General features: G+C 65.9%; 21 protein-coding genes, 1 other RNA gene and 1 pseudogene. 13 read left to right on the top strand and 10 right to left on the bottom strand.

Features of this window, described 5'->3' with window-relative positions:
* Positions 1 to 20 precede the first annotated feature (20 nt).
* Positions 21 to 938: a phosphate/phosphite/phosphonate ABC transporter substrate-binding protein gene (locus ACD584_RS16675; RefSeq protein ID WP_070691229.1), complete on the top strand. Its 918-nt coding sequence runs from the start codon at positions 21 to 23 to the stop codon at positions 936 to 938.
* Positions 935 to 3,052, top strand: a complete 2,118-nt coding sequence (locus tag ACD584_RS16680; RefSeq protein WP_011037418.1) for a bifunctional diguanylate cyclase/phosphodiesterase — start codon at positions 935 to 937, stop codon at positions 3,050 to 3,052. Before ACD584_RS16675 ends, ACD584_RS16680 begins: the two co-directional genes overlap by 4 nt.
* A 447-nt stretch (positions 3,053 to 3,499) precedes the next feature.
* On the opposite strand, the gene epmB is transcribed toward ACD584_RS16680, so the two are convergent.
* Positions 3,500 to 4,528, bottom strand: a complete 1,029-nt coding sequence (gene epmB / locus ACD584_RS16685; protein WP_076035629.1) for an EF-P beta-lysylation protein EpmB — start codon at positions 4,526 to 4,528, stop codon at positions 3,500 to 3,502.
* A gap of 101 nt (positions 4,529 to 4,629) precedes the next feature.
* Between epmB and efp the strand changes: the two genes are divergently transcribed.
* From efp to ACD584_RS16715, 6 genes are all read left to right on the top strand, one after another.
* Complete coding sequence (gene efp, locus ACD584_RS16690; protein ID WP_011037416.1) at positions 4,630 to 5,196, top strand: elongation factor P; 567 nt, start codon at positions 4,630 to 4,632, stop codon at positions 5,194 to 5,196.
* A 5-nt stretch (positions 5,197 to 5,201) separates the two neighbouring features.
* On the top strand, positions 5,202 to 6,047 hold the full coding sequence (locus tag ACD584_RS16695; protein ID WP_076035630.1) for a hypothetical protein: 846 nt from the start codon (positions 5,202 to 5,204) through the stop codon (positions 6,045 to 6,047).
* Positions 6,048 to 6,064: 17 nt separating this feature from the next.
* Positions 6,065 to 7,402, top strand: a complete 1,338-nt coding sequence (locus tag ACD584_RS16700) for a TRZ/ATZ family hydrolase (protein WP_070694402.1) — start codon at positions 6,065 to 6,067, stop codon at positions 7,400 to 7,402.
* Between the two features lie 28 nt (positions 7,403 to 7,430).
* Positions 7,431 to 8,150, top strand: a complete 720-nt coding sequence (ubiG, locus tag ACD584_RS16705; RefSeq protein ID WP_372357314.1) for a bifunctional 2-polyprenyl-6-hydroxyphenol methylase/3-demethylubiquinol 3-O-methyltransferase UbiG — start codon at positions 7,431 to 7,433, stop codon at positions 8,148 to 8,150.
* A gap of 112 nt (positions 8,151 to 8,262) precedes the next feature.
* Complete coding sequence (locus ACD584_RS16710; protein ID WP_076035632.1) at positions 8,263 to 8,928, top strand: phosphoglycolate phosphatase; 666 nt, start codon at positions 8,263 to 8,265, stop codon at positions 8,926 to 8,928.
* A 28-nt stretch (positions 8,929 to 8,956) separates the two neighbouring features.
* A complete protein-coding gene (locus ACD584_RS16715; RefSeq protein ID WP_076035633.1) occupies positions 8,957 to 9,646 on the top strand; it encodes a phytoene/squalene synthase family protein in 690 nt (229 codons plus the stop codon).
* Positions 9,647 to 9,711: 65 nt separating this feature from the next.
* On the opposite strand, the gene ACD584_RS16720 is transcribed toward ACD584_RS16715, so the two are convergent.
* Together ACD584_RS16720 and ACD584_RS16725 are read right to left on the bottom strand one after the other, a co-directional pair.
* On the bottom strand, positions 9,712 to 11,382 hold the full coding sequence (locus tag ACD584_RS16720) for a glycoside hydrolase family 28 protein (protein WP_116923771.1): 1,671 nt from the start codon (positions 11,380 to 11,382) through the stop codon (positions 9,712 to 9,714).
* 769 nt (positions 11,383 to 12,151) lie between these two features.
* Positions 12,152 to 13,289, bottom strand: a pseudogene (locus tag ACD584_RS16725) (putative acyl-CoA thioester hydrolase).
* Positions 13,290 to 13,743: 454 nt separating this feature from the next.
* Between ACD584_RS16725 and ACD584_RS16730 the strand changes: the two are divergent.
* Positions 13,744 to 14,232: a pyridoxamine 5'-phosphate oxidase family protein gene (locus ACD584_RS16730; RefSeq protein ID WP_076035634.1), complete on the top strand. Its 489-nt coding sequence runs from the start codon at positions 13,744 to 13,746 to the stop codon at positions 14,230 to 14,232.
* A 13-nt stretch (positions 14,233 to 14,245) separates the two neighbouring features.
* Here ACD584_RS16730 and ACD584_RS16735 read toward each other — a convergent pair.
* Positions 14,246 to 14,319, bottom strand: a non-coding RNA gene (locus tag ACD584_RS16735) — sX9 sRNA.
* Between the two features lie 179 nt (positions 14,320 to 14,498).
* On the opposite strand from ACD584_RS16735, the gene ACD584_RS16740 reads away from it, so the two are divergent.
* Together ACD584_RS16740 and ACD584_RS16745 are read left to right on the top strand one after the other, a co-directional pair.
* Positions 14,499 to 15,374, top strand: coding sequence for an MBL fold metallo-hydrolase (locus ACD584_RS16740; protein ID WP_076037668.1), 876 nt, complete (start codon positions 14,499 to 14,501; stop codon positions 15,372 to 15,374).
* A gap of 93 nt (positions 15,375 to 15,467) precedes the next feature.
* Positions 15,468 to 15,758, top strand: coding sequence for a hypothetical protein (locus ACD584_RS16745; protein ID WP_175611441.1), 291 nt, complete (start codon positions 15,468 to 15,470; stop codon positions 15,756 to 15,758).
* 75 nt (positions 15,759 to 15,833) lie between these two features.
* Here ACD584_RS16745 and eutC read toward each other — a convergent pair whose 3' ends face one another.
* From eutC to yidD, 6 genes are all read right to left on the bottom strand, one after another.
* A complete protein-coding gene (eutC, locus tag ACD584_RS16750; RefSeq protein WP_228438081.1) occupies positions 15,834 to 16,601 on the bottom strand; it encodes an ethanolamine ammonia-lyase subunit EutC in 768 nt (255 codons plus the stop codon).
* A 47-nt stretch (positions 16,602 to 16,648) separates the two neighbouring features.
* Complete coding sequence (locus tag ACD584_RS16755) at positions 16,649 to 18,058, bottom strand: ethanolamine ammonia-lyase subunit EutB (RefSeq protein ID WP_076035635.1); 1,410 nt, start codon at positions 18,056 to 18,058, stop codon at positions 16,649 to 16,651.
* A complete protein-coding gene (eat, locus tag ACD584_RS16760) occupies positions 18,055 to 19,419 on the bottom strand; it encodes an ethanolamine permease (RefSeq protein ID WP_076035636.1) in 1,365 nt (454 codons plus the stop codon). The genes ACD584_RS16755 and eat overlap by 4 nt, the downstream gene beginning before the upstream one ends.
* An 833-nt stretch (positions 19,420 to 20,252) precedes the next feature.
* Positions 20,253 to 21,098, bottom strand: a complete 846-nt coding sequence (locus tag ACD584_RS16765) for a M23 family metallopeptidase (protein ID WP_175611442.1) — start codon at positions 21,096 to 21,098, stop codon at positions 20,253 to 20,255.
* Positions 21,098 to 22,447, bottom strand: a complete 1,350-nt coding sequence (locus ACD584_RS16770; RefSeq protein ID WP_076035638.1) for a dihydroorotase — start codon at positions 22,445 to 22,447, stop codon at positions 21,098 to 21,100. The genes ACD584_RS16765 and ACD584_RS16770 overlap by 1 nt, the downstream gene beginning before the upstream one ends.
* Positions 22,444 to 22,725, bottom strand: a complete 282-nt coding sequence (yidD, locus tag ACD584_RS16775; protein WP_012438162.1) for a membrane protein insertion efficiency factor YidD — start codon at positions 22,723 to 22,725, stop codon at positions 22,444 to 22,446. Before yidD ends, ACD584_RS16770 begins: the two co-directional genes overlap by 4 nt.
* A gap of 90 nt (positions 22,726 to 22,815) precedes the next feature.
* Here yidD and dksA point away from each other — a divergent pair, with 90 nt between their 5' ends.
* The gene (dksA, locus tag ACD584_RS16780) at positions 22,816 to 23,841 is read left to right on the top strand and encodes an RNA polymerase-binding protein DksA (RefSeq protein ID WP_076035639.1); all 1,026 of its coding nucleotides are present in this window, start codon (positions 22,816 to 22,818) and stop codon (positions 23,839 to 23,841) included.
* 320 nt (positions 23,842 to 24,161) lie between these two features.
* Positions 24,162 to 24,647: S41 family peptidase (locus ACD584_RS16785; protein ID WP_372357315.1), on the top strand; the 486-nt coding region annotated here is incomplete at its 3' end.

Raw genomic sequence — 24,647 nt, forward strand, 5'->3', positions numbered from 1 at the left:
ACTCTAGGGGAGTAGCTGGTTTGCGCGGTCTACGATGCTGTCTGATTGCGTGGCTGCTGGCCTGCGCAAGTTTCGCCGCGACGGCTGCGGCAGCGCCTTCTTCGGTCCTGGTTCTGGGGCGTATCAGCGATGATCCGGCCACCCATTACGATCAACTCAAGCCCCTGCTGGACTACGTGGTGCCGCGCATGCGCGAGGTGGGCATCCGCAGTGGCGAGATCCTGATGGCGCCGGATGCGCGCCAGATGGCCAGTTACCTGCGCCGTGGCCGGGTGGACTGGGTCAGCGAAACCGCCGGTGCGGCGATGCTGCTGGAGCAGCGCGGCAGCGCACATCCATTGTTGATGACCGAACGTAGCGGGGTGCGCGACTTCCACACCGTGTTCTTCGTGCGGCGCGACAGCCCGATCCGTTCGCTGGCGCAGTTGCGTGGCCATACCCTGGCGCTGCAGAACGCCTCGTCCACCAGTGGCTACCTGGTGCCGATGCTGGAGCTGGTGCGCAATGGCCTGGCCTGCGATGTGCTGCTGTCGCCCGACGATACCCAGGTGCTCGGTTCGGTGGGTTACCTGTTGGTCGGCTCGAAGTTGAACATCGCCGCCTTCGTGCACAAGCGGCTGATCGACGCCGGCGCCTTCAGCAACCTCGATTGGGACGACGAGCGCCACCTGCCGCCCACGTTCAAGCGCGAGTTCCGCATCGTGCACCGCAGTGCGCCGGTGCCGCGCGCGGTGGAGATGGTGCGTACCGGCATCGATCCGGCGGTGGAGCGGCGCCTGCGCGCGGTGCTGTTGCAGGCCGCGGCCGACCCGCAGGCCGGCCCGGCGCTGAAGCGCTTTTTCGGCACCACGGCGTTCCATCCCGTGGACGCGACCAGCCGCGCGCGCCTGGAGGCGTTGCGCAACGGCCTGCAACAGGTCAGGACGCAGGTGGAATGACGCAGGTGCGCTTTGGATTGCAGGCCCGGTTCCTGCTGGTGATGGCGCTGACGCTATTGCTGGTCGGCGCCATCCTGGCCTCGCTGTTGCAGCGGCAAAGTTCGATGCAGCGCGAGGTGCGCAGCCTGAGCGCGCAGATCCTGCATGAGTTGTTCGACCGCAGCCTGCGCACGCGCGGCGAGACCCTGGCCACCGAGCTGGCCTCGGGCCTGGCCAACCCGCTGTACTACTCGGATCTGGCGGCGGTGGGCGCGCTGGTGCGTAACGCCTCGCGCCAGCAAGTGGTGAGCTACGTGCGGGTGTTCGACCGCCGCGGCCGGCTGGTGCACGACGGCAGCGCCACGCTGCAGGGCTATGGACAGCCCATGCAGGACCCGCTCGCTGCCAAGGCGATCGCCGCGCCAGCCCTGCTGTTGCAGTCTTCGCCGGAAGTGCTGGATGTGACCGTGCCGATCAAGGTCGGCGACCAGCGCATCGGCGGCGTGCGGGTGGGGATGTCGCGTGAGCGCGTGCGCAAGATCGAATCCAGCGCCAACCTCACCCTGGTGCAGAATCTCAATGCGATCGGCAAGCGCGATCTGGGCTGGCTGCTGGTACTGCTGGCAGCGCTGGTGGCGCTAGGCATTCTGCTGGCCATCTATGTGCAACGCACGCTGGTTGCGCCGGTGCGCCTGCTGGCCGCGGCGGCGCGGCAGATCGAACGCGGCGACTATCTGGTGCAGCTGCCGCCGCATCCGCGCAATGACGAAATCGGCGAGCTGATTTCCGCGTTCGGGCGCATGAGCGAAAGCATTGCCCGGCACGATCGCGAGGTGCGCCACATGGCCTACACCGACGCGCTGACCGGGTTGACCAACCGCCTGGGCTTCCGCGAAGGCCTGGACCATCTGCTGCACACCGCACGCAGTACCGACAGCAAGCTGGCGCTGTTGTTCGCCGACATCGACGACTTCAAGCGCGTCAACGACACCCTGGGCCACGAGGCCGGGGACGAAGCGCTGCTGCAGTTCTCCAGCCGCATCAGCCGTGCAGTGGCGGCACTGGGCGGCGATGATGCGATCCTGGCGCGGTTTGGCGGCGATGAGTTCGTGATCCTGCTGCAGAGCGGCGATGTGACCTTGCTCGCCGCGCAGCTGGCCGACCGCCTGGTGCATGAGTTGAGCCGCCCGTTGAACGTGCAGGGGCGCGAGGTGTTTTTGGGCACGTCGATCGGCATCACCTTGTTCCCGGACGATGCCAACGACGCCACGGCGCTGCTGAAGAACGGCGACATCGCGATGTACCAGGCCAAGGTGGCCGGCAAGAATTGCCACCGGTTCTACAGCCGCGCAGCCGACCATGCGGTGGAGCGCCGCGTGCACATGGAGCACGAGTTGCGCGGCGCCTGGGAGCGTGATGAGTTGCGGTTGGTCTATCAGCCGATCTACCGCACCAGCGACCGCGTGCTGGTGGGTGTGGAAGTGTTGCTGCGCTGGCAGCACCCTGCATTGGGCACGATTCCGCCGTCCACCTTCATCGATATCGCCGAGCAGAGTGGGTTGATCGAAGTGATCGGCCCCAAGGTGCTGCGTGCGGCCTGCCTGGAAGCGGCCAAATGGCCGGTGGTGGGCGAGGGCTTGTTTATTTCGGTCAACGTCTCGCCGCGGCAGCTGCGCAGTGGCGACCTGATCGACACCGTGGCCGAGTGCCTGGCCGAATCCGGCCTGCCGGCTGCGCGCCTGCATCTGGAACTCACCGAGACCGCGGTGATCGGCGACGAGATGATGGCTGCGAGCCTGCTCGACCAATTGCACCGCACCGGGGTGAAGGTGTGGCTGGACGATTTCGGCACCGGCTTTTCCGGCCTGAGCCATCTGCGTCAGGTGCCGGTGGATGGCGTCAAGATCGACAAGAGCTTCATCGCCGACCTGCAGCGCGACCCCGACGACCTGGCCCTGACCACGGCCATCATCGGCATGGCGCATTCGCTGGGGATCACCGTGGTGGCCGAGGGCATCGAGCAGGAAGCGCAGTTCAACCTGTTGCGCGACCGCGGCTGCGACCTGGGCCAGGGCTACTGGTTCAGCCGCCCGCTGAGCCCGGCCGACATGGTCAAGCTGATCGCGGCGGGCTGACGAGTGCCTCAACCGGCTTGATGACAGCGTCTGTTCTTGGTGTCGCCTAACCGACTGCTGAGCAGTGCGGCTAGCCACGTAGGAGCGCACCTGTGCGCGATGGGGCTGTCCCGGTAACGCCGGTCGCGCCCAAGCGCGCTCCTAGGGGATGGAGGGTGCCCGGTCGCACCCGGATGCGCTCCCACGAGATGGTGGTTTGGTTTATTTCCGTGCAGGCGAGCGAGTGCGCTCAACCGATGGGATTGCGCCGCATCTTGTCGGCGTTACTTAATCGATTGCAGAGCAGCGCGGCTAGCTACGTAGGAGCGCACCTGTGCGCGATGGGGCGTTCCCGGTAACGCCGGTCGCGCTCAAGTGCGCTCCTACGGGATGTGGGGGTGGTTTGTTTCCCCGCAGGCGAGCGGAAAGCTGCGCTCTACATGCCACTCCCATGCGCCACCGAGGTATTTACAGCGGCCGCTTTCCCGTATCGCCGGGAATCTCGCGCACCAGGCGCGGCACCAGATAGCCGGACAGGCGCGTTGCCAGCTCGGCATGCAGCGCACGGGCGCGTGCGTCGTCGACTTCGAAATGCGCCACGCCGGCCACGCGGTCTAGCTGATGCAGGTAGTACGGCAGCACGCCGGCGGCGAAGCTGCGCTCGCTCAGCGCCGCCAGTGCGTCCACGCTGTCGTTGACGCCGCGCAGCAGCACGGCCTGGTTGAGCAGCTGCGCGCCGGCACCACGCAGCGCGTGCAGTGCGGCGTCCACCTCGGCATCGAATTCATTGGCGTGGTTGGCGTGGATCACGAAGGCCACCGGCCACGGCAGGCTGTGCAGCCACGCCAGCAGCGATGCATCCACGCGTTCGGGCAACACCACCGGCAGGCGGCTGTGGATGCGCAGGCGCTTGAGATGCGGGATGGCGGCCAGGGCGTCGGTGAGCTCGGCCAGCTTGGGCGTGGCCAGCGACAACGGGTCACCGCCGGAGAGCAGTACCTCGTCGATGTCCGGATCGGCGGCGATCGCCGCCACGGCCTCGCGCCAGCCATCGCGGGCGGCGGTTTCCTCGGCGTACGGGAAATGGCGGCGGAAGCAGTACCGGCAATGCACCGCGCAGCTGCCGGTGGCGATCAGCAGCGCCCGGCCGCGGTATTTCTGGATCACCCCGGTGGTGGTGCGGGCGGCGCCATCGCCCACCGCGTCGAGCGCAAAGCCGGGCACCACGCGCATCTCCGCATCCAGCGGCAGCACCTGGCGCAACAGCGGGTCGTTCAGGTCTCCCGGGCGCATGCGCGCCACGAAGCTGCGCGGCACACGCACGGCGAACTGGGCCGCGGCGTCCTCGCTGATGCCCGCCGCCTGCGCGTCCAGCCCCAGCAGCGCCAGCAGCTCACGCGGGTCGCGCACGGCCTGTCGCCACAGCTGTTGCCAGCGCGGGGGCTGCAGGGCGGGCGGTGTGGATGGCTGTAAGGCGAGTGGGGCTGCGGTTATCATGTGCGGTCACAAAAGCAATGCCCGCCGGTTGCGGCGGGCGCCCCATTCTAATCCGGCCGGCCAGGAAGTGGCGGGCCGTCGCCTTATCGAGGAGCTGCACCATGGCCACTGTTGGCATGAACGACGTCAAGAACGGCATGAAGATCCTGGTCAACAACGAACCGGCGGTCATCACCGAGACCGAATACGTCAAGCCGGGCAAGGGCCAGGCCTTTACCCGCATGAAGTACCGCTTCATCAAGTCCGGCCGCGTGGTGGAAATGACCATGAAGGCCACCGATGACGTGGAAGTGGCCGACGTGGTCGATACCGACATGCGTTACCTGTACACCGATGGCGAGTACTGGCACTTCATGGACCCGGAATCCTTCGAGCAGGTGCAGGCCGACAAGGCCGGCATGGGCGGCGCGGAGAAGTGGCTCAAGGGCGAAGAAGACTGCATCGTGACCTTGTGGAACGGCGCCCCGATCTGGGTGCAGCCGCCGAACTTCGTTGAGCTGAAGATCACCGAGACCGACCCGGGCGTGCGTGGCGATACCTCTGGCGGCGGCGGCAAGCCGGCCACCCTGGAAACCGGCGCGGTGGTGCGTGTGCCGCTGTTCGTCAACCAGGACGAAGTGATCAAGGTCGACACCCGCTCGGGCGAGTACTCGGCGCGCGTCAAGTAATCCCGATGCACCTGGGACGCCGGTCCGGCCGAGCAGTACGCAGTGCCAGTGTCCTGATGGTGCTGAGTGGCACGCTTGCGGCGTGCCCGGTGTTTGCACAAACGGGAGCCACCGCCTGCGACGCGCAAAGCGTGGCCGCGGTGGCCGCGGTTGCGGCCTCCGGCGTGGTCGGTGGCGCTGCAGCGGCGGTGCCGGCGGAGCGTGCCGTGGCGCAGACCTGCAAGCCGTGGCCGTACGATCCAGCCATCCGCTTGGCGGCAATTGCGTTTGCTGGCGATGCCACCACCCCCGCTGGCGAGCGCGACCTGGAGTTGCGCGTTGCAATGCTCGATGCCGGTAGTGGCGAGGTGGTGGCGTTGTACGCCCAGGCAATGGGCGAGGATGCCAGCCTGGAACTTGCGGCCGACAGTCTGCGCCTGGACACCGCGCGCTATGACCTGGCCAAAGGCGTGCGCGCGGTTGGTGTCGTGGTGCACAGCGTTGCGCGGGGCGCGAGTTGCCCGGATTTTGACAGCGACGACGCATTGACCTTGCTGGTCCGCGAAGGGCGCCGGCTACGCCCGGTGCTGCAGCAGAACCTGACTGTCTGGCGACAGGTGCAAGGCGAGCTATGCAACTGGGGGAAGGCGGGCGTGGTGACCGAGCGCGGCACCTTGACGCTGTCGATGGACACGCCGGTCCACGCCGGCTACGCCGACATCGCGCTGACCGCAAACGTGGTGACCTCCACCACGGTTGAGGGCGCACAAGACACCGAACGCACGCGCCGCCAACGCCAAGTGTTGCGTTACAACGGCATGCGCTATGTGCCTGTGTCACGCTCCACCGACTCCTGGCCGTTTGGCAACTAACTTCAATGGATCCGCTCATGACCAACGCCCCGCCCGAACCCTGCGACCTGCTGATCGAGGCCGGCTATGTGGTGCCGATCGAACCGCACGCGGTGGTGCTTGAAGACCACGCGGTGGCGGTCAGCAACGGTGTCATCGTTGCCGTGCTGCCAACGGCCGACGCACGCGCGCGTTTTGCCCCGGCACGCACCGTGTCGCGCCCCGACGCGGCGCTGATGCCCGGCCTGGTCAACGCGCACACGCACAACCCGATGACGCTGCTGCGCGGCGTGGCCGACGATCTGCCGCTGATGGTGTGGCTGCAGCAGCACATCTGGCCGGTGGAAGCGGCAGTGATCGGCCCGGAATTCGTCGCCGATGGCACCACCCTGGCAATCGCCGAGATGCTGCGCGGCGGCACCACCTGCGTCAACGAGAACTACTTCTTTGCCGACGTGCAGGCCGCTGTCTACAAGCAGCACGGGTTTCGTGCGCTGGTGGGCGCGGTGATCATCGATTTCCCCACCGCCTGGGCCTCGTCGGACGACGAATACTTCGCACGTGCCGGCGAGCTGCACGACCAGTGGCGCGACGATCCGCTGATCAGCACTGCGTTTGCGCCGCATGCGCCGTACACGGTGAACGATGCCAACTTCGCGCGCGTACGCATGCTGGCCGACCAGCTGGACATGCCGGTGCACTTGCACACGCACGAAACCGCGCAGGAAGTGGCCGATTCGGTGGCGCAGTACGGCCAGCGCCCGCTGGCACGGCTGGATCGTCTAGGGCTGGTCAACGACCGCCTGATTGCGGTGCACATGACCCAGCTCACCGAGGCCGAAATCCACCTGTGCGCCGAGCGCGGTGTCAGCGTGGTGCATTGCCCCGAATCCAATCTCAAGCTGGCCTCGGGCTTTTGCCCGGCGTGCGCGCTGCAACGTGCCGGCGTGAACCTGGCGATCGGCACCGACGGCTGCGCCAGCAACAACGACCTGGACATGTTCAGCGAGAACCGCACCGCGGCGATCCTGGCCAAGGCAGTGGCCAACGATGCCACTGCGCTGGATGCGGCCACCACCTTGCGGGCTGCCACCTTGGGGGGCGCACGCGCACTCGGTTTTGGCGACCGCATCGGCTCGATCGAGGTGGGCAAGCAGGCCGACCTGGTCTGCGTGGATCTGTCTGCGCTGGAAACCCAGCCGCTGCATCACGTGTTGTCGCAGCTGATCTATGCCGCCGGCCGCCACCAGGTGACCGATGTGTGGATCGCCGGCAAGCCCAAGCTGGTGCAACGCGAGCTCATCGACATGGATACCGCTGCCCTGGTTGCCAATGCGCGCCAGTGGCGCGACCGCATCCGCACCGTCCGCGCCTGAGCGCGGCCATCGCATCACGGAGAGCCACATGAATCCGAATCCGCAATCCACATCGTCCAATTTCCACCAGACCGAGCTGGACAAGTTCGCTGCGCTGGCCAACCGCTGGTGGGATGTCGACGGCCCGCAGAAGCCGCTGCATGCGCTCAATCCGGTGCGGCTGGACTACGTGGCCGCGCGGGTTGCGCTGCCAGGCGCACGCGTGCTCGACGTCGGCTGCGGTGGCGGCCTGCTCAGTGAAGCGATGGCGCGCCTGGGCGCGCAGGTCATCGCGATCGACCTGGCGCCGGAGCTGGTGAAAGTGGCGCGCCTGCACAGCCTGGAATCGGGCGTGCAGGTGGACTACCGCGTGCAGTCGGTGGAAGACCTGGCCGCCGAGCAGCCGGGCAGCTTCGATGCGGTGACCTGCATGGAAATGCTGGAGCACGTGCCAGACCCGCTGGCGATCATCCGTGCCTGCGCTAGCCTGCTCAAGCCGGGCGGCACGCTGTTCCTGTCCACACTCAATCGCACCCCGGCAGCGTTTGCGCTGGCGGTAGTGGGCGCCGAATACATCGCGCGGCTGCTGCCCAAGGGCACGCACCACTACAAGGATTTCATCAAGCCATCCGAACTGGCCGCCTGGCTGCGCACAGCCGAGCTGCAGCTGCAAGACGTCAGCGGCATGCTGTACGAGCCGTGGCGCAACCGCGCGCGGTTGTCCTCGCGCACCGAAGTGAACTATCTGGCGTGTGCGGTGAAGCCGTGACGAGCGGGGAGTGGGGAATCGGGACTCGGGAATCGCAACGGCGGTTGGTTGCGGTCTTGATGTCGACCGGTTCCTGCCTGATGGCCGACCGCGCTGGGATGGCGGTGCGTCTGTGAGGTTTCCGCGTGCGGTGTTGTTCGACCTGGATGGCACCTTGCTCGACAGTGCGCCGGACATGTTGGCCACCGTCAACGCGATGCTGAGCGAGCGCGGGCTGCCGTGCATCACGCTGGCGCAGCTGCGACCGGTGGTGTCGAAAGGATCGCGCGCCATGCTCGCTGTGGCCTTCGCGCATCTGGATGCGGCCGCGCGCGAGGCGCTGGTGCCGGAGTTCCTTCAGCGCTATGAAGCGCTGCTCGGCACGCAGGCGCAGTTGTTCGACGGTGTCGAGGTCATGCTGCAGCGCCTGGAGCAGGCCGGCTGTGTTTGGGGCATTGTCACCAACAAGCCCGAATACCTTGCGCAGCTGATCCTGCCGCAACTGGGCTGGCAGCAGCGCTGCGCGGTGCTGATCGGCGGCGATACGCTGGCCGAGCGCAAGCCGCATCCGCTGCCGTTGCTGGTGGCGGCCGATCGCATCGGCGTCGCCGCCACGCAGTGCGTCTATGTGGGTGACGACGAGCGCGACATCCTGGCCGCACGTGCGGCCGGCATGCCGTCGGTGGCCGCGTTATGGGGCTACCGGCTGGGCGATGACGACCCGCTGAGCTGGCAGGCCGACGTGCTGGTGGAACAGCCGCCGCAGTTGTGGGAGCCGGCCGCCTGGCCGCAGCCCTGATATTTTCTTTCGCTTTTCTGGACCCGCCATGAGCCAATCCAGCGCCCTGGACAGTTTTCTCGACAAGTGGCGCAGCCGCTGGCCGGAATGGTCGGTGGCCGAGCCCTTCATTCCCGAACCGCAGCGTCGCCTGGCCGCGGCCTGGTTCGCATTGCTGCAGGAATGGGAGGACATCATGAACATCGCCGGCGACCCGTTGCCGGCCGACGCCAAGCTGGCCTGGTGGCAGCAGGAATTGAACGACTGGTCGAACCAGCGCTCGCGTCATCCATTGGGGCGCGTGCTTGAACCGGTGCGCGCACCCTGGGCGCAGTTGGCGCAGACCTTGCCGGCCATGCAGGCCGCACGTGCGCAGCCGGACGACCTGGCGCAGGCCACGGGGCGGCTGCAGGCATTTGCCGAAGCGGTGGTGGCGGTGGAAGCGGTGGTCTTCGCACGTACACGCAGCAGCGATGCCACGGCCGTGGTGGTGCAATGGCTGGATGCGCGCCAGCGTGTGGCCGGCGACAGTGCCGCACCGGGGGGCGTGGGTGCGCCGGCCTGGCGCGCGCAGCTGTTGCGCGCGTGGCCACGCAAGGCGGCGCTGGCCAGACCGCATCGGGTCTGGTCGCGTCTGGCGCGGCTGCGCCTGCAGCGCGAGTTGGCCGGCCGCACGGCCTATGCGCCACCGATGCAGCAGCTCTGGCACAGCTGGCGCGCGGCCAGCGGCGCTGAATAAATAACCGATGCTGCTGCGGCCAGGCCGGCCGCAGCAGCGCCACATACACGCGGACACCGCGTTGCCTAGATCGGTGAGTCGGGCAGCACGCTGTGGTACGCAATGAAGGCATCGTCGCATTGCAACGGCGCGCCCGGCCCGGGCCGGCCCTGCAACTGCACATCGTAGGCCGCCGACTCGGTGAGCTGATCAAAGAAGCTCACCGGCCCGCCTTTGAAGGTGAAGTGCACCGCGCCCGGGTTGCTGGCTGGGCCACCAAAATGCGGCTGCGCAAAGGCGACCGGCCCGCCGTCGAGCACCACGTTGTCGAGCGACATGGTGATGGGCACGGTGGTGGTCGCATCGCGATAGCCGTAGAAGCTCAATTCGCCGCCACCGAAGGCCTTGGAACCCAGGGAGTGCACATTGGTCAGTGCAATGCCGCTGAACCGCGGCAACTGATCGCGTGTGGCCGGGTTGGCGTAGTTGGCGTCGAATACCAGCGGCCGCGCAACCCCGCGCATGCAGATGTTCTCGAAGCTGATGTCGTAGACCTGGCCGCCGCGCGAAGCATCGGACTTGATACGCAGGCCATTGGCCGAATAGGGATCGCGCTGCACGTCGTTGGCGTTGAAGCCGTCGATGCTCAAGCCGCGCACGGCGATATGGCGCATCCCCGAATCGGTTTCGCTGCCGAGCGAAAAACCGTGCGTGTAGTAGAACTGGTTGTAGGCGAACAGCATGTTTTCCGAGGCGATGCTGCGCTTGTTTTTGGCATGCGCCTTGATCGCCACGCCGTCATCGCCGGTGCCGATATACGAGTACGCCAGCAGCACGTTCTTGGATTGGCCAGGGTCGAAACCGTCGGTGTTCTTGGCGGTTTCCGGGGTGAAGCAGCTGGCGTGCGGATTGACGTCCGGGGTGCTGCCGGCAGGGCAGTGGTAGCCGGGGCGCGAATACACCAGGCTGGGCGCGAGAATCTTGATGCCCCAGGCGGTCAGGCCCACAACGTTGTCGGTGGTGACGTGGAAATTGGGCGAGTTTTCCAGGGTGATGTCGTACAGCGTGAAGTCGGTGCTGTCATCGATCTGCAGCAGCCGTGGCACGTGCTGGCTCAGGCCCTTGGTGATGTTGAGATAGGCCAGATCCCACCAGCTGGCCTTGCCCGCATTCGGTCCTGCTGTGAGCGTGCTGCCGCCGCGGCCGTCGATCTTGCCGGCACCGACGATGGCGCTCTTGGCAGTGTTGGCGGCGTGGATCAACGGGTTGCAGGACTTGGCCTTGTCGGTGGTGGCGGTGCCGCAGGTGCCCAGGCCATTGTCGTAATCCTGCGGATTGCGCGAGCCGAACAAGGTCACGCCGCGATCGATCCACAAGGTCACGCCGCTCTTGATGGTGAGAGGGCCGCTCAACAGGCCGGATTCTCCGCCATCGCCAACCACCAAGCGCACCGCGCTGCCGGCAGGGCAATCGTCGATGGCCGCCTGCAGGCGTGCGGTGTCGCGTTTGGACTGGGTGGGATCCTGGTCGAGCGCATCCAGCGAGCCGGCAACCGGCACCAGCGCAGCCTTGAGCGTTGTGCAGACCTGGCTGGGGAGCGTGGGCTGCTGCACGACACCCCAACTGGTGGAGATGCTGTGCGCGGTATCGGCGCCGTCAAGCCCATGCGGGCGTGCTGCACTCGCCTGAAACGTGGCAAGGCCGAGGAGTGCGAGCGAGAGTGGCGCGAGCGCGGGAAGGCGAGGGTGCGGTTGCATCGGCGGTTCCGGGCGGGGAGGGAAGTGGGAGCGGGAGATGACAAAAAGGGATGCGATGCGTGCTGCAAGGAATAAGCGCAGATCGCTGCGATGGCACGCCACGCTGAATTTGCGCAGTGCACTGCTCACCTCATGCGAGAGATGCACAGTGCAGCGCGGATGCGAGTCGCATGATTGATCGTGTGCGTGATTGGTCGGATGGCACGCCACCATCGCGCGTTTGCCTGGCGCTCGCAAACCGGCAGGCGAAGTCTGCCCCGCTGCGCCGAAGCGAGTACGAGGTCTGATGAGGTGTTGGCGTGGAGGCGGCAGCCTGCGTGCCGAGCTGATGTTTAGACGTGCGCGCAGTTGCCGGCCGCGGCGCTGCCAGTCCTGCGCTACGGATGGCTTACCGCGGAGAGCGCTGCGAGATCTATCTCACCACACGCATGGAGGTGCACGGCGTCTCGATGTCTGCGAAGCGCTAATCGCAAAAGCGCATGTCGCGTTGCGGTCGCACTGCCTCCATCTAATTGCCCTCTCGCGCGGTATCAAACGGCTGGCGCTAAGGCAACAAGCCGTACTCATTGCCGTGGTGCTCCACCTAACAGCAAGCCGGGGGCCGTTATGTGAGTTCAATACCCGCTGCGATATCCGTTGCACCTCGCCGCGTAATCACAGCGAGACAGATAACCTATTTAGCGAAGCAGGTCCACTGCGCTGGCGCCGCCGCCGGCATGCGCAAACACGCGTGCCGGCCCGACGCTGCTATCGCACGCTGCGGTCTGGATCAGTCGGCACTGCCAGCACCACTGTTGCCGTATTCAAAAAGCGGTTGGCCGAATTGGTGCAATTGCTGCTGCAGAACGGGCGGGTGGCGGTGGAGGCATTCCATGGCGCGGTCTTGCGGATGTGGCTGCCCAGTGTGGAATCGCGGATGGTGACCTGGCCATTGGGTGAGGTGCCGTTGACGTACGCGGACAGGCCACTGACGCCTTCGTCCCATGCGCGCCCGAGGTAGGTTTGATTGTCCGGCGATCCGGAGCCCGTCACGAAGCGGCTGTTGATCGCAAGAAACCCGTAGCCGCTGCCGGGCGCGTGCTTGGCGCGAAGATGTAGCCACCAAGGCTGCTGCCCAGGCGCGCGCCGGCCGAGCGAATGATTGCGTTGTCGAATACGCCGATGCCGGATCCGAAGATGAAATCGACATCGCCTTCGATCGTGCTGCTCTTGAAATAGGCGCGGATCACGTTGGCGGCGTTGGTCGCGCTGATCAGCAAGGTGTCCTGGTTGCCGGTGACCAGCACGTCTTCGAAGCTGGCCTGGTCGCCGCGCACGGCCAGTGCCACTGCCGATTGATTGTTGTCGGCGTAGGTGCCTTCCACATAGTTATTGTCGAAGCGCAGATGCCGTGCCTGGAAGCCGCTGGCACGCACGGTAACCGTCGCGCTATTGGAAGTGCCCACTGTGGCGGCTGACGCATTGCTGGCGCAGGGGTGACTTGCGGTGCCGGTTGGCTTGGGCGTGGGGTTGGCGTTGTTGTAGCGGATGACGGTGTCGGTCGTGGCGCTGCCAAGCCCGAACAGGGTCAGTGGCGGTGCGCCGCTCGGCACGCACACCAGCTCGGTGTAGGTGCCGGCCTTGACGCTGATGTAGCGGCGCGTGCTGCCACCGGCGGCCACTGCCGCGTCGATTGCCGATTGCACCGTGCGATAATGGGTGGAGCCATCGGCGGCCACTGCAAAGTCGGCGATCAGCAGCGCCACGCCGGCAATGGGGTTCCAGTTGTCGGTCACCAACGCTGTGATCGGGCCGGCTTTGGCGAGCGCCTTGCTGATCGTATACGTGCCTGCTTCGCTGCTGGTGAGCTGCGGGCGGCTGGCGGTGCCGGTGAGGGCAGCAGCATCAAGGCTGATCAGGCTCAGCAGCGCGGTGGCGAGGCAGGTGGTGCGGATATGCGATGCAGACATGGGATGACGCTCTCCGGAGAGGATGCGCTTGCCGGATGGCAAACGCCAAACGCCAAACACCAACGGTGCGCCGCGTGCTGGCAAAGCAGACGCAGGCGGGGCACACCGTGGCTTGCGAAGCAAACGTGCTGGCACCGCATGCGCGGTGCGGCGATGCTACTGCCGCGGCCGCTTGGCTGCGGCGTGCAGCAGCGGCAATGTGCAAGAGCTTCGCCGGGGTCATGCTTTGCACTGTGCGCGCGTCGCAACAACGCACTGCTGGGCAACGCGAATATGCGTTTGCACAACGGCAGTGCCACGCAACCATGCAGGCCCACGCGGCATGCAACGGCGCACGTCGTCACATGCCGTGGGCATGCCGGCTTCCAGACTGACGCACCCGCAGAGACATGCGCCTAGTCAGGAATCGAAGATGGCAGATCCCAAAGACCTGCAAGACAAATTCTGGAAAGCCCTCAAGTCCGATCGCACCGTGATGCTCGGCCTGGATGGCGTCGAAGACGGCCATGCGCGCCCGATGACCGCGCAGATCGAAGGCGACAGTGGTGGCCCGATCTGGTTCTTTACTTCCAAGGACAATGCCTTGATTGCGATGCTGGGCCAGGGCCGGCGCGTGATCGGCGCGTTCAGCAGCAAGGGGCATGACCTGTTCGCCAGCATCAGTGGTTCGCTGCGCGAAGACACCGACCCAGCCGTAGTCGATCGCCTGTGGAACCCGTACGTCGCGGCCTGGTACGAAGGCGGCAAGGACGATCCCAAGCTGGCGCTGCTGCGCCTGGACGCCGATCACGCGCAAATCTGGCTCAACGGCTCCAGCCTGCTGGCCGGCATCAAGGTGCTGCTCGGCGTGGACCCGAAGAAGGACTACCAGGACAAGGTGGCGGACGTCCCGCTGCGCTGAGGTGCCCTGGAGCGCCTAACGGAACGTAGCGAGCAGTCGTCAGGTGGATGCGGCCGCGTGGAGGAATCGGAGTGTACGTGGGTATATACCAACTCCGAGCATCGGCCGCGCCCGCCTGGCAGCTGCGCAGTCGTTTTGATCGCTGCTCTTGGCACGCACACACAGCCGTCAAAGCAGTGTGTGCGTGGCGGCCGTCGTCGCTGCATCGCTCACCGATGAGCGACGACGGCCTTGCAATGCTGGCCCGCCAAGCGCGGAGCGTGCCGATGCGCGTGCACCACCTCAACTGCATCTCCACCTGCCCGCTGGGCGGCCACCTGATGGATGGACGCACGCACGGCGTGCTTGAGCGCGGCCACCTGAGCTGCCATTGCCTGTTGGTGGAAACCAATGCCGGTCTGGTCCTGATTGACACCGGCTTCGGGCTGCGGGATGTCGCCGAGCCACGTGCGCGGCTAAGCGCGTTCTTTCTGGCGTTGGTGAAACCGGACCTGCGCGAAGACATGACGGCGATCCGGCAGATCCAGCGCTTGGGTTTCGACCCGCGCGATGTGCGGCATATCGTGCTCACCCATCTGGATTTCGACCATGCTGGCGGGCTGGATGATTTTCCGCATGCGCGCGTGCATCTGATGACGCGTGAGCGTGATGCCGCGCTGGCGCAGCACACCTGGATGGACCGGCAACGCTTTCGCCCGCAGCAATGGTCCACGCGTGAGCAATGGCGCACCTATGACAGTACCGCCGGCGCGGGCTGGATGGGCCTGGAGTGCGTGCATGATTTGCACGGGCTACCGCCAGAGATCCTGCTGGTGCCGCTGCCCGGCCACACGTTCGGGCATGCCGCCGTCGCGGTGCGCACCCCTGAGCGTTGGCTGCTGCTCGCCGGCGATGCGTATTTCTATCACCGCGAAATGGACCCGCAGCCTTATTGCACGCCCGGGCTGCGTTTCTATCAATGGATGCTGGAAAAGGACCGCACTGCAAGGCTGCATAACCAGCAACGGTTGCGCGCACTGCGGCAGCAGCATGGTGCGGAGGTGGAGGTGTTCTGTTCGCACGATGTCGTGGAATTCGAGCGCATTGCCGGGCTGCCCGCACGCTTGCCTGCGGGCGCGTTGCAACACGCGCCCACAGCGTGAGCACGTGCGCTTCACTTCGCCAGAACGTGCCGCAGCGCGATCATGCGCCACCAGTGCCGCAGCAGCCACGCGGTGCGCTACAGGAGAAGCACGATGCAGCAGGTTGAAGTGGGCCAGATGGTGTTCTTGCGCGATGGCGAAGTGGGCGTTGGCGCGGTGCGCGAAGTGCGCAGCAACGGGGCCGAGTTGGTGATCAATATCGAAAACGGTGGCGACTTCATCGTGGCCACCTCGGTGGTGCGCGATGTACATTCTGGCAAGGTGATGCTGGACGTGGAACAGCTCCCCGAATCAGTGCGCGCCGCCTTGCGCAAGCCGCACGATAACGAATTGCCCACCAGCACCTATGCGGCCAGCGATCCGCAGGATGGCGCGCTCAAGTAAGCGCGCGTATCAGCTTGGTGATTTGGAAACGAGCGCGTGGCGCCGCCGATTCAGGCAGCGCCATGCGCTCTTCGTTTATTCGGGCAGCAGGAAGTTGCGCGGCGCCGCTTGCGATGCGGTATCGGTGCCCAGCAGTGGGCGATCCGCCTCGTCCTTGAGCTGCACGCCAGAGAGTTTGCGTCTGAACGCCTCGCGCAGCAGGTAGCCGAGTTTGTGGCCAGCCTCGGCATAGCTCAGGCCTTCGCCACGGATATTGGAAATGCAATTGCGTGCCGCATCGGTATGCCCAACACGCGGCGCATAGGTGAGATACAGCCCCAGGCTGTCTGGCGAGCTGAGTCCCGGGCGCTCGCCAATCAGCACGATCACCGCTTGCGCCTGCAGCAGTTCGCCCACCTCATCGCCAATCGCCACGCGGCCTTGCGCAATCAGGGTCACCGGCGCCAACGACCATCCTTCGTGCGCGGCCAGCGCATCGATCTGCTCCAGCATCGCGCCTGCATGCCGAAGCACCGCCAGTGCAGACAGACCATCTGCCACCACCACCGCCAGATCCGCGCCACCGCCATGCACGGCGGTCGTGCCACGCAGCTGTTCGGCCGCCTCATCGCTCAGGCGGCGGCCCAGGTCGGGCCGTTGCAGATACAGATGACGGTCTGATGCCGCGCTATGCAGCAACACGCTGCGGCGGCCGCGCTGCTGCAGCACCGCCTGCAACGGCGCAGGATCGAACGCCAGGTGCACGGCATCGCGCGCCTGCGCATGCGCAAGCTGGAACTCCAGATGCGAAGCGGTCGGCAGGCTGGTGCCGGCTCGCCCCAACGCGATGCGGGCCGGTGTCAGCGCTCACAAGCGTGCCCACGCATCGCGAGGTGGTGTGGTTGGCGTGCTCATCCGCGTTGCTCCGCATCCAGCTGTGACAGCGCCTTGCGAAACGGCGCCGGCATCTCACTGCCCAATTCGAACCGGCCATCGCGCAGGCGCAGGATGCCTTGCGTCTCCAGCCAGTGTTCGAACTCCGGCGCGGGGCGCAGGCCCAGCGCCTGCCGCGCGTACAGCGCGTCGTGGAAGGAGGTGGTCTGGTAGTTGAGCATCACATCGTCCGAGCCCGGAATGCCCATGATGAAGTTGATGCCGGCGGTGCCCAGCAGGGTCAGCAGCATGTCCATGTCGTCCTGATCGGCTTCGGCATGGTTGGTGTAACAGATGTCGCAGCCCATCGGCACGCCAAGCAGCTTGCCGCAGAAATGGTCCTCCAGTCCCGCACGGATGATCTGTTTGCCGTCGTAGAGATATTCCGGGCCGATGAAGCCCACCACGGTATTGACCAGCAGCGGGTTGAACTGGCGCGCCACCGCGTAGGCACGCACCTCGCAGGTCTGTTGATCCACGCCATGATGCGCATTGGCCGACAGCGCGCTGCCTTGGCCGGTTTCGAAATACATCACGTTGTTGCCCACGCTGCCGCGCTGTTGCGACAGGCCCGCGTCCAGCCCTTCCTGCAGCAACGCCAGGTTGATGCCGAAGCTGGTGTTGGCCGCTTCGGTGCCGGCAATGGACTGGAACACCAGATCCACCGGCACGCCGCGGTTGATCGCATCGATGGTGGTGGTGATGTGCGCGAGCACGCACGCCTGGGTGGGGATGCCGTAGCCAGTGATCACCGCATCGAGCATGCGCAGCAACGCGGTGGTCGCGGCCAGGCTGTCGCTGGCCGGATTGATGCCGATCACCGCATCGCCGTTTCCGTACAGCAGGCCATCCAGCACGCTGGCGGCAATGCCGGTGGCATCGTCGGTGGGATGGTTGGGCTGCAGGCGCGTGGACAGGCGGCCACGCAACCCCAGCGTGTTGCGGAAGCGGGTGACCACGCGGGTTTTCTGCGCGACCAGGATCAGGTCCTGCACCCGCATCAGCTTGGAGACGGCCGCCACCATTTCCGGCATCAGCCCCGGTGCCAATGCCGCCAGCGCGGCGTCGTCGGCTTGCGCGCCCAGCAGCCAATCACGAAACCCGCCAACGGTAAGGTGCGCCACCGGCGCGAACGCGGCAGCATCGTGCTGATCGACGATCAGGCGCGTGACTTCATCACTTTCATACGGCACCACCGCCTCGTCGAGGAAATGCCGCAGCGGCAGCTCCGCCAGCGCCATCTGTGCGGCGACACGCTGCAATTCGGAGTGGGCCGCCAGCCCTGCGAGCTGGTCGCCCGAGCGCGCGGGCGTGGCCTTGGCCAGCAGGTCCTTCAGATCGGCGAAGCGGAAGCGCTCGCCGCCGGCACTGAAGGCAAATCCACTCATCCCGCGATACCCCCGGCGTTGGCGCGGCCACGCAAGCTCAGCAGGCAACACACCGCACCGAACAGCAGCAGGCCGACGAAGACCAACGCCACCAGCGGGTTGAACCAGACCATCGCCACCAGGCACACAAGCGCCAGCAGCAAGGCGATCGCCGGCACCACCGGGTAGCCGGGCGCACGGAAGCTGCGCTCCAGCGTGGGTTCGGCGCGGCGCAATTTGAACAGGCTGAGCATGCTCATCACATACATCACGATGGCGCCGAACACGGACATGGTGATCATGGCCGCGGTCAGCGACATGCCCTGAATCTTCACAACGCTGTCGCTGCAGATGGCCGCAATGCCGATCACGCCACCGGCGAGGATGGCCCGGTGCGGCGTGCGGAAGCGCGACAACTTCGCCAGCCCGTGCGGCAGGAAGCCGGCGCGTGCCAGCGCGAAGAACTGCCGCGAATAGCCCAGGATGATGCCGTGGAAACTGGCCACGAGACCGAACAGGCCGATCCACACCAGCATGTGCAACCACGTCGAGCTGTTGCCCACCACCGCCTTCATTGCCTGCGGCAGTGGGTCATTGATGTTGGACAGCTGGCGCCAGTCACCGACGCCGCCGGCAAACACCATCACACCCAGCGCCAGCACCACCAGGGTAAGAATGCCGGCGATGTAGGCGCGTGGAATGGTTCGTTTCGGGTCCTTGGCTTCTTCGGCGGCCATTGCCGCGCCCTCAATCGCCAGGAAGAACCAGATCGCAAACGGGATCGCGGCGAAGATGCCCGAGATCGCCGCCGGCCCGAACTGATTGCTGCCGGCCCAGCCGTTGGCGGCAAAGCGCGTCACGCTGAAACCCGGCGCCACCACGCCCATGAACACCAGCAGCTCGATCACCGCCAGCAAGGTCACGATCAACTCGAAGGTGGCCGCGATCGCCACACCCACGATGTTCAAGCTCATGAAGATCACGTACGCCCCGATCGCGGCGACGCGTGGGTCCAGTGTGGGGAACTGCACATTGAGATACGCGCCGATTGCCATGGCAATGGCCGGCGGCGCGAACACGAATTCGATCAAGGTCGCCAGCCCGGCGAGCATGCCGCCATAGGTGCCGAACGCGCGCAGGCTGTAGGCGAACGGGCCGCCTGCATTGGGGATGGCCGTGGTCAGTTCGGTGAAACTGAAAATGAAGCAGGTGTACATCACCGCCACCAGCACCGTGGTGACCAGAAAGCCCAAGGTGCCGGCCGTGCCCCAGCCATAACTCCAGCCGAAATATTCGCCTGAAATCACCAACCCGACTGCAATGCCCCACAGTTGCCAGGTGCCCAGGGTCGGCTTGAGTTGCTCGTTGCGCATGTCGCACATCTCCTGCAGTCGGGGGAGGGGAGATGAAGCGCGTCGGTTGCCAGGACTGGGCCGCGACACGGACTGACCGTCGCTGGCTGATCGGCCGCTGTCACCGGCAATGATCGACGCTCTCCCGGTTATACCCCAAAGCCCGGCGACGGACACAAGCGCAGCGGGTAGGTGTGGTGCAACGTGGTGGCGTTCCGATCTTTATTAACTTTCCTGATGCTTGACCTCAGGTTCCAGAGAGACAGGCCCAGCTCCCGGTTCCCGGTCTGGTCTGGTCTGGTCTGCGAGTTCAGCATGTCTGCCCTGTGCTCGCGCAGTGGCACTAGCGTGTCGTTGGCTCACGCTTTTAGTGCCGCATAGCCTCGCACGCGCAGCAAATCCATTCGATCAATCGACAAGTGGGTGGAATCACCGACAGGCCGCTGTGCGGCCGCAATTGCTGAAAGCCCCTTTCCCTGCGGGAGAGGGTTGGGGTGAGGGTACGGTTGCTTAGTTAACCAGCAGCCGGCGCGCCCTCATCCGGCGCTACGCGCCACCTTCGCCCGGTGGGAGAAGGGAGGTGTCCACGGGTGGCTGTGAGCGTGCACGGGTTGAGCGCTTGATGCGCAAACGCTGGCATTGCCACAGCCCACAGCCCACAGCCCAGGCATTCGATCAATCAACAATTGTACGCAATCGTCGACGACACGCTTCGCTGCCGGCAAGTGAAAGCCCCTCTCCCCCCGGGAGAGGGGTTGGGGTGAGGGTACGGTTACTCAGTTAACCAGTAGCAGCCGCACCCTCATCCGGCGCTACGCGCCACCTTCTCCCGAGGGGAGAAGGGAAAAGCCGCCCACTGGCACTTACTTCCCGCGCTCAAGCACCAACAAGGGGTCGATACGCACATCGAACCAATTCATCCCCCAATGCAGATGCGGCCCGGTCGCGCGCCCGGTGGCACCCACCGCGGCGATGACCTGGCCCTGTTCCACGCGATCGCCTACCTTCACGTCGATCCGCGACAGGTGCAGGAAGTTCGAACTGATGCCGAAGCCGTGGTCAAGCAGCAACGTGCCGCCGGTCAGGTACAGATCCGGTGCCGCAAAGGTCACCACGCCAGCGGCGGGCGCCTTGACCGGCGTGCCGGTGGGCACGGCGATATCCATGCCCGAATGACCGGCGCCAGGCTGGCCGTTGTACACGCGCGCATTGCCGAAGCGGCCGCTGATGCGGCCCTGCACCGGCCACACGAAGGGCTGCGCAAAATCGGCGCGTGGGTCGTCGCGATCGCGTGCGGTAGTCACCTGCGCCTGCTCGCGCTTGATGCGCTCGGCAATGGCCAATGGTGGGTTCACGGTCTTTGGCGGCACGCCGTTGACGCGCTCCACCGGCCAGTCACGCGGAGTGACCGCGATGGTTGCGGTCTCCTTTCCACCATCGGCGCGGGTGATCTGCACCTGCAACGGGCCGGTGGCGTCACGGCCGATGCCGAACACCACGCTGCCATAGCCGCTCACGCGCAGCGCGCGGCCGGCGTACTCGACCCGGCTGCCCGCCGGCACCTTGCCGATCACCATCGCCCCTTGCGAGGCGCTGGCCGGAAACACCACGCGCCCGTCTGCAGCGGCGGGCTCCTGCGCGCACACCGGCACCGTGAGCAATGCGCACGGCGCCAGCGCAAGCGCCGCGCCCATCAGCAATGCACGCATCAGCGGTCGAAGGTCAGGCGCTGGCCGGCGGCACTGCCCACCAGCTGTTCGCCGTCCCACACCTGCTGGCCGTTGACCCAGGTCGCAGCGATGCGTGAGCGGAAGGTGGTGCCTTCGAACAGCGACCAGCCGCACTTGGACAGCACCTGTTCGCGCTTGACGGTGAACGGCGTGTTGTCGATCAGCACCAGGTCGGCGAAGTAGCCTTCGCGCAGGAAGCCGCGCTGCTCCACGTCGAACAACTGCGCCGGCGCATGCGCGAACTTCTGCACGATACGGGTGATCGGCAGCTTGCCTTCATGCACGAGCTCCAGCGCGGCGACCAGCGCGTATTGCACCAGCGGCAAGCCCGAGGGTGCCTGCGCATACGGCTTCTGCTTTTCGTCCCAGGTATGCGGGGCATGATCGGTGGCGAGCACGTCGATGACGTCTTCGGCCAAGGCCTCGATCAATGCCAGGCGGTCCTCGGGATCCTTGATCGCGGGATTGCATTTGATCAGGTTGCCCAGGCGCGCGTAATCGCTGCGGTCAAAGCGCAGGAAATGGATGCAGGTCTCGGCGGTGATGCGTTTGCGCACCTTGCCATCGGCATCCACCAACGGGCCGGCTTCGAACAACATCAATTCATCGGCGGTGGAGATGTGCAGCACGTGCAGGCGGGTGTTGTGCTTGCGCGCCAGCGACACCGCCAGCTGCGAGGACTTCAGGCAGGCTTCGCGCGAGCGGATGTCCGGATGCATCTCGGCAGTCAACGCCTCGCCGTACTTTTCCTTGTAGGCAGCCATCGTGGCATCGATGGTGGGGGTGTCTTCGCAGTGGGTGATGATCGGTGTGGGAGCGTCGCGGAAGATCGCATCCAGCGTCTCGGGGTTGTCCACCAGCATATTGCCGGTGGAGGCGCCCATGAACACCTTGATGCCGGGTGCGGTCTTCGGATCCAGCGACTGGATGTGGGCCAGGTTGTCGTTGCTGGCGCCCATATAGAAGCCGTAGTTGGCCCAGGCGCGCCCGGCGGCGGCATCGTACTTGGCCTGCAGCGCGTCGGCGTTCAGGGTCGGCGGATTGGTGTTGGGCATGTCCATGAAGCTGGTCAGGCCACCGGCCACCGCGGCACCGGATTCGGTGGCGATGTCGCCTTTGTGAGTCAGGCCCGGCTCGCGGAAGTGCACCTGGTCATCGATCATCCCGGGCAGCAGCCAGCGGCCGGCCGCATCCACCACGGTGTCGCCGGCAGCCGGCGCGATATGGCTGTCGATGCGGGCGATGCGGCCGCCTTCGATCAGGAGATCGGCGTCGAACTCCTTGCCTTCATTGACCAGGCGGGCGTTGACGATGACGGTTCGGCTCATGGATGGGGTCCTTTGCAGCGGCAGGAAGAGGGGGAGGATGCGGGCGCATCGGGGACGGGGTCGAACCCGCCCGGATGGAACGGATGGCAGCGGCCCAGGCGGCGTGCAGCCAACCAGCTGCCGCGGAGCGGACCGAAGCGGGCGATGGCAGTCATCGCATACTCCGAGCAGCTGGGCGCAAAACGGCAGCGCGGCCCCAGCAGGGGGCTGATGAACCGCTTGTAGAAGCGCAGCAGCGCGATGAGCAGGCGTCCGATCACTTGCCAATGATATGCCACTTGGATTAATACGTGGTTGCCGGGGGTCTGTGGGGTAGGCTATAAAGGCCCGCTTTCCCGGGCCCCGGGGGAACCAAGGAAGAGCGTTTCGTGGCTGCTAAAAAAACTGCACAAAAGGCCGTCCAGGCCGCCAAGAAGTCCGCCAAGCCTGTTGCCAAGAAGGCCGCGGCGCCTGCCGCTGCCAAGCCGGCCGCCAAGAAGGCGACCCCGGCCGCCAAGCAACCGGTTGCCAAGAAGGCACCTGCGACCAAGACCGCTGCCAAGCCGGCGCCGGCCTCGAAACCCGCAGCGCCCAAGCCCGTGAAACCCGTCGCCAAGAGTGCTGCCAAGCCGGCGGCGAGCAAGGCAGCTCAGGCTGCCGCCAAGCCGGTCACCAAACCGGTGGCCACCAAGTCCGTACCGAAGCCGGCCACCACGCCGGCTCCGGCCAAGTCAGTCCCGGTCAAGGCTGCCAAGCCCGCGCCCGCACCGGCCCCCAAGGCCGTCCCTGCGAAGCCGGCGAAGTCTGCGACCCCGTCATCCAAGAATCCCGTGCCCGTTTCGAAATCCTCAGCAAAAACGCCAACCAAAACCGAAGCCCCCGCCAAGCCCGCCGCGACCCGTCCGGTCGGCAAGGTGGCTGTGGCCGTGACCTCCAAACCGTCGGGCTCGACCCCGAAGGCCAAGTACAAGGTCGTCGACTACAAGACCGACGAGACCACCGGCCGCCCGATCCTGCCGCAGGGCTACAAGCCCTCCGCGGACGAGGAGTACATGAGCAAGCTGCAGCAGGAGTACTTCCGTCAGCGCCTGCAGCGTTGGCGCAACGAGATGGTGGAAGAGTCCAAGCAGACCATCGAGAACCTGCGCGAAGAAGTGCGTGACATCGGCGACGAAGCCGAACGTGCCACCCGCGAGACCGAGAACTCGCTCGAGCTGCGCGCGCGCGACCGTGCACGCAAGTTGATCTCCAAGATCGACAGCACGCTCAAGCGTCTGGAAGACGGCGACTACGGCTATTGCGTGGACACCGGCGAAGAGATCGGCCTGGACCGCCTGGAGGCGCGTCTGACCGCCGAGCGCACCATTGACGCCCAGGAGCGTTGGGAGCACCTGCAGAAGCAGCAGGGCGACTGATCACCCGCTAGGGCGATTGTCTCCCGTTGCGACCAAGCCCCGCCCAGTGCGGGGCTTTTGTCGTGGGGGCCGCGCACCCGGCGGTGGCCAAGACAACTTTGCATTCGACAAGGTCCAGCGCCTGCCCGGCAACATCGGTTACGCGAAGTTCCGCTTCTTCGCCTACCCGTATCTGGCGCCGAAACCACGAGTTCGGCGATGGACTTCGTCGCTAATACCGATGCGCTGATCATTGACCTGCGCGATAACGGTGGCGGCGACCCGGCGACCCGGCGATGGTGGCGTAGCTGGCCAGCTATCGGTTCGACACGCGCGTGCGCTTGCACGACATCGTGACCCGCAAGGGCGGAGTGATCGAGCAAGCCTGGACCACGCCGGGTCTGCCAGGGCAGGCTTTTGGTGGCAGCAAACCGGTGTACCTCCTGAGCAGCCAGCAGACCTTTTTGGCAGCCGAAGACGTTGCGTATGCGCTGCAGGCGCTGTCGCGCGCCACGGTGGTGGGCGAGGTCACCGCTTGCGGTGCGCATCCAAGCCGCGGCTTCAAGATCAGTAACCAGGTTGTTGCGGTGGTGCCCTACGCCCGGTTAGTGAGCCCGATCACCCGCGGCAATTTGGAGCGCAGTGGCGTGATCCCCGACGTGGCGGTGCCGGCCGCACAGACGCAGCAGACGGCCTACCGATCAGGCGTGCAGGCGCTGATCGCTAGGGCTGCCAATGAAGGCGAGGCCGCGGGTTTGCGGGCGTTGCTGGAGGACCCAGCCAGTAGTTGTGTCGCGGTTGCGCGCGCATCGAAGCTTCACAACCAA

Source organism: Xanthomonas sp. NCPPB 2922 (assembly GCF_041520885.1).
In the GTDB taxonomy this organism is placed as follows: Bacteria; Pseudomonadota; Gammaproteobacteria; order Xanthomonadales; family Xanthomonadaceae; genus Xanthomonas; species Xanthomonas campestris.

Coding starts and splice junctions, on each gene's coding strand:
- ACD584_RS16680 (WP_011037418.1), top strand. CDS start 935: ATGACGCAGGTGCGCTTTGGATTGCAGGCCCGGTTCCTGCTGGTGATG.
- epmB (WP_076035629.1), bottom strand. CDS start 4,528: ATGATAACCGCAGCCCCACTCGCCTTACAGCCATCCACACCGCCCGCC.
- efp (WP_011037416.1), top strand. CDS start 4,630: ATGGCCACTGTTGGCATGAACGACGTCAAGAACGGCATGAAGATCCTG.
- ACD584_RS16695 (WP_076035630.1), top strand. CDS start 5,202: ATGCACCTGGGACGCCGGTCCGGCCGAGCAGTACGCAGTGCCAGTGTC.
- ACD584_RS16700 (WP_070694402.1), top strand. CDS start 6,065: ATGACCAACGCCCCGCCCGAACCCTGCGACCTGCTGATCGAGGCCGGC.
- ubiG (WP_372357314.1), top strand. CDS start 7,431: ATGAATCCGAATCCGCAATCCACATCGTCCAATTTCCACCAGACCGAG.
- ACD584_RS16715 (WP_076035633.1), top strand. CDS start 8,957: ATGAGCCAATCCAGCGCCCTGGACAGTTTTCTCGACAAGTGGCGCAGC.
- ACD584_RS16720 (WP_116923771.1), bottom strand. CDS start 11,382: ATGCAACCGCACCCTCGCCTTCCCGCGCTCGCGCCACTCTCGCTCGCA.
- ACD584_RS16730 (WP_076035634.1), top strand. CDS start 13,744: ATGGCAGATCCCAAAGACCTGCAAGACAAATTCTGGAAAGCCCTCAAG.
- ACD584_RS16740 (WP_076037668.1), top strand. CDS start 14,499: ATGCGCGTGCACCACCTCAACTGCATCTCCACCTGCCCGCTGGGCGGC.
- ACD584_RS16745 (WP_175611441.1), top strand. CDS start 15,468: ATGCAGCAGGTTGAAGTGGGCCAGATGGTGTTCTTGCGCGATGGCGAA.
- ACD584_RS16755 (WP_076035635.1), bottom strand. CDS start 18,058: ATGAGTGGATTTGCCTTCAGTGCCGGCGGCGAGCGCTTCCGCTTCGCC.
- eat (WP_076035636.1), bottom strand. CDS start 19,419: ATGTGCGACATGCGCAACGAGCAACTCAAGCCGACCCTGGGCACCTGG.
- ACD584_RS16765 (WP_175611442.1), bottom strand. CDS start 21,098: ATGCGTGCATTGCTGATGGGCGCGGCGCTTGCGCTGGCGCCGTGCGCA.
- ACD584_RS16770 (WP_076035638.1), bottom strand. CDS start 22,447: ATGAGCCGAACCGTCATCGTCAACGCCCGCCTGGTCAATGAAGGCAAG.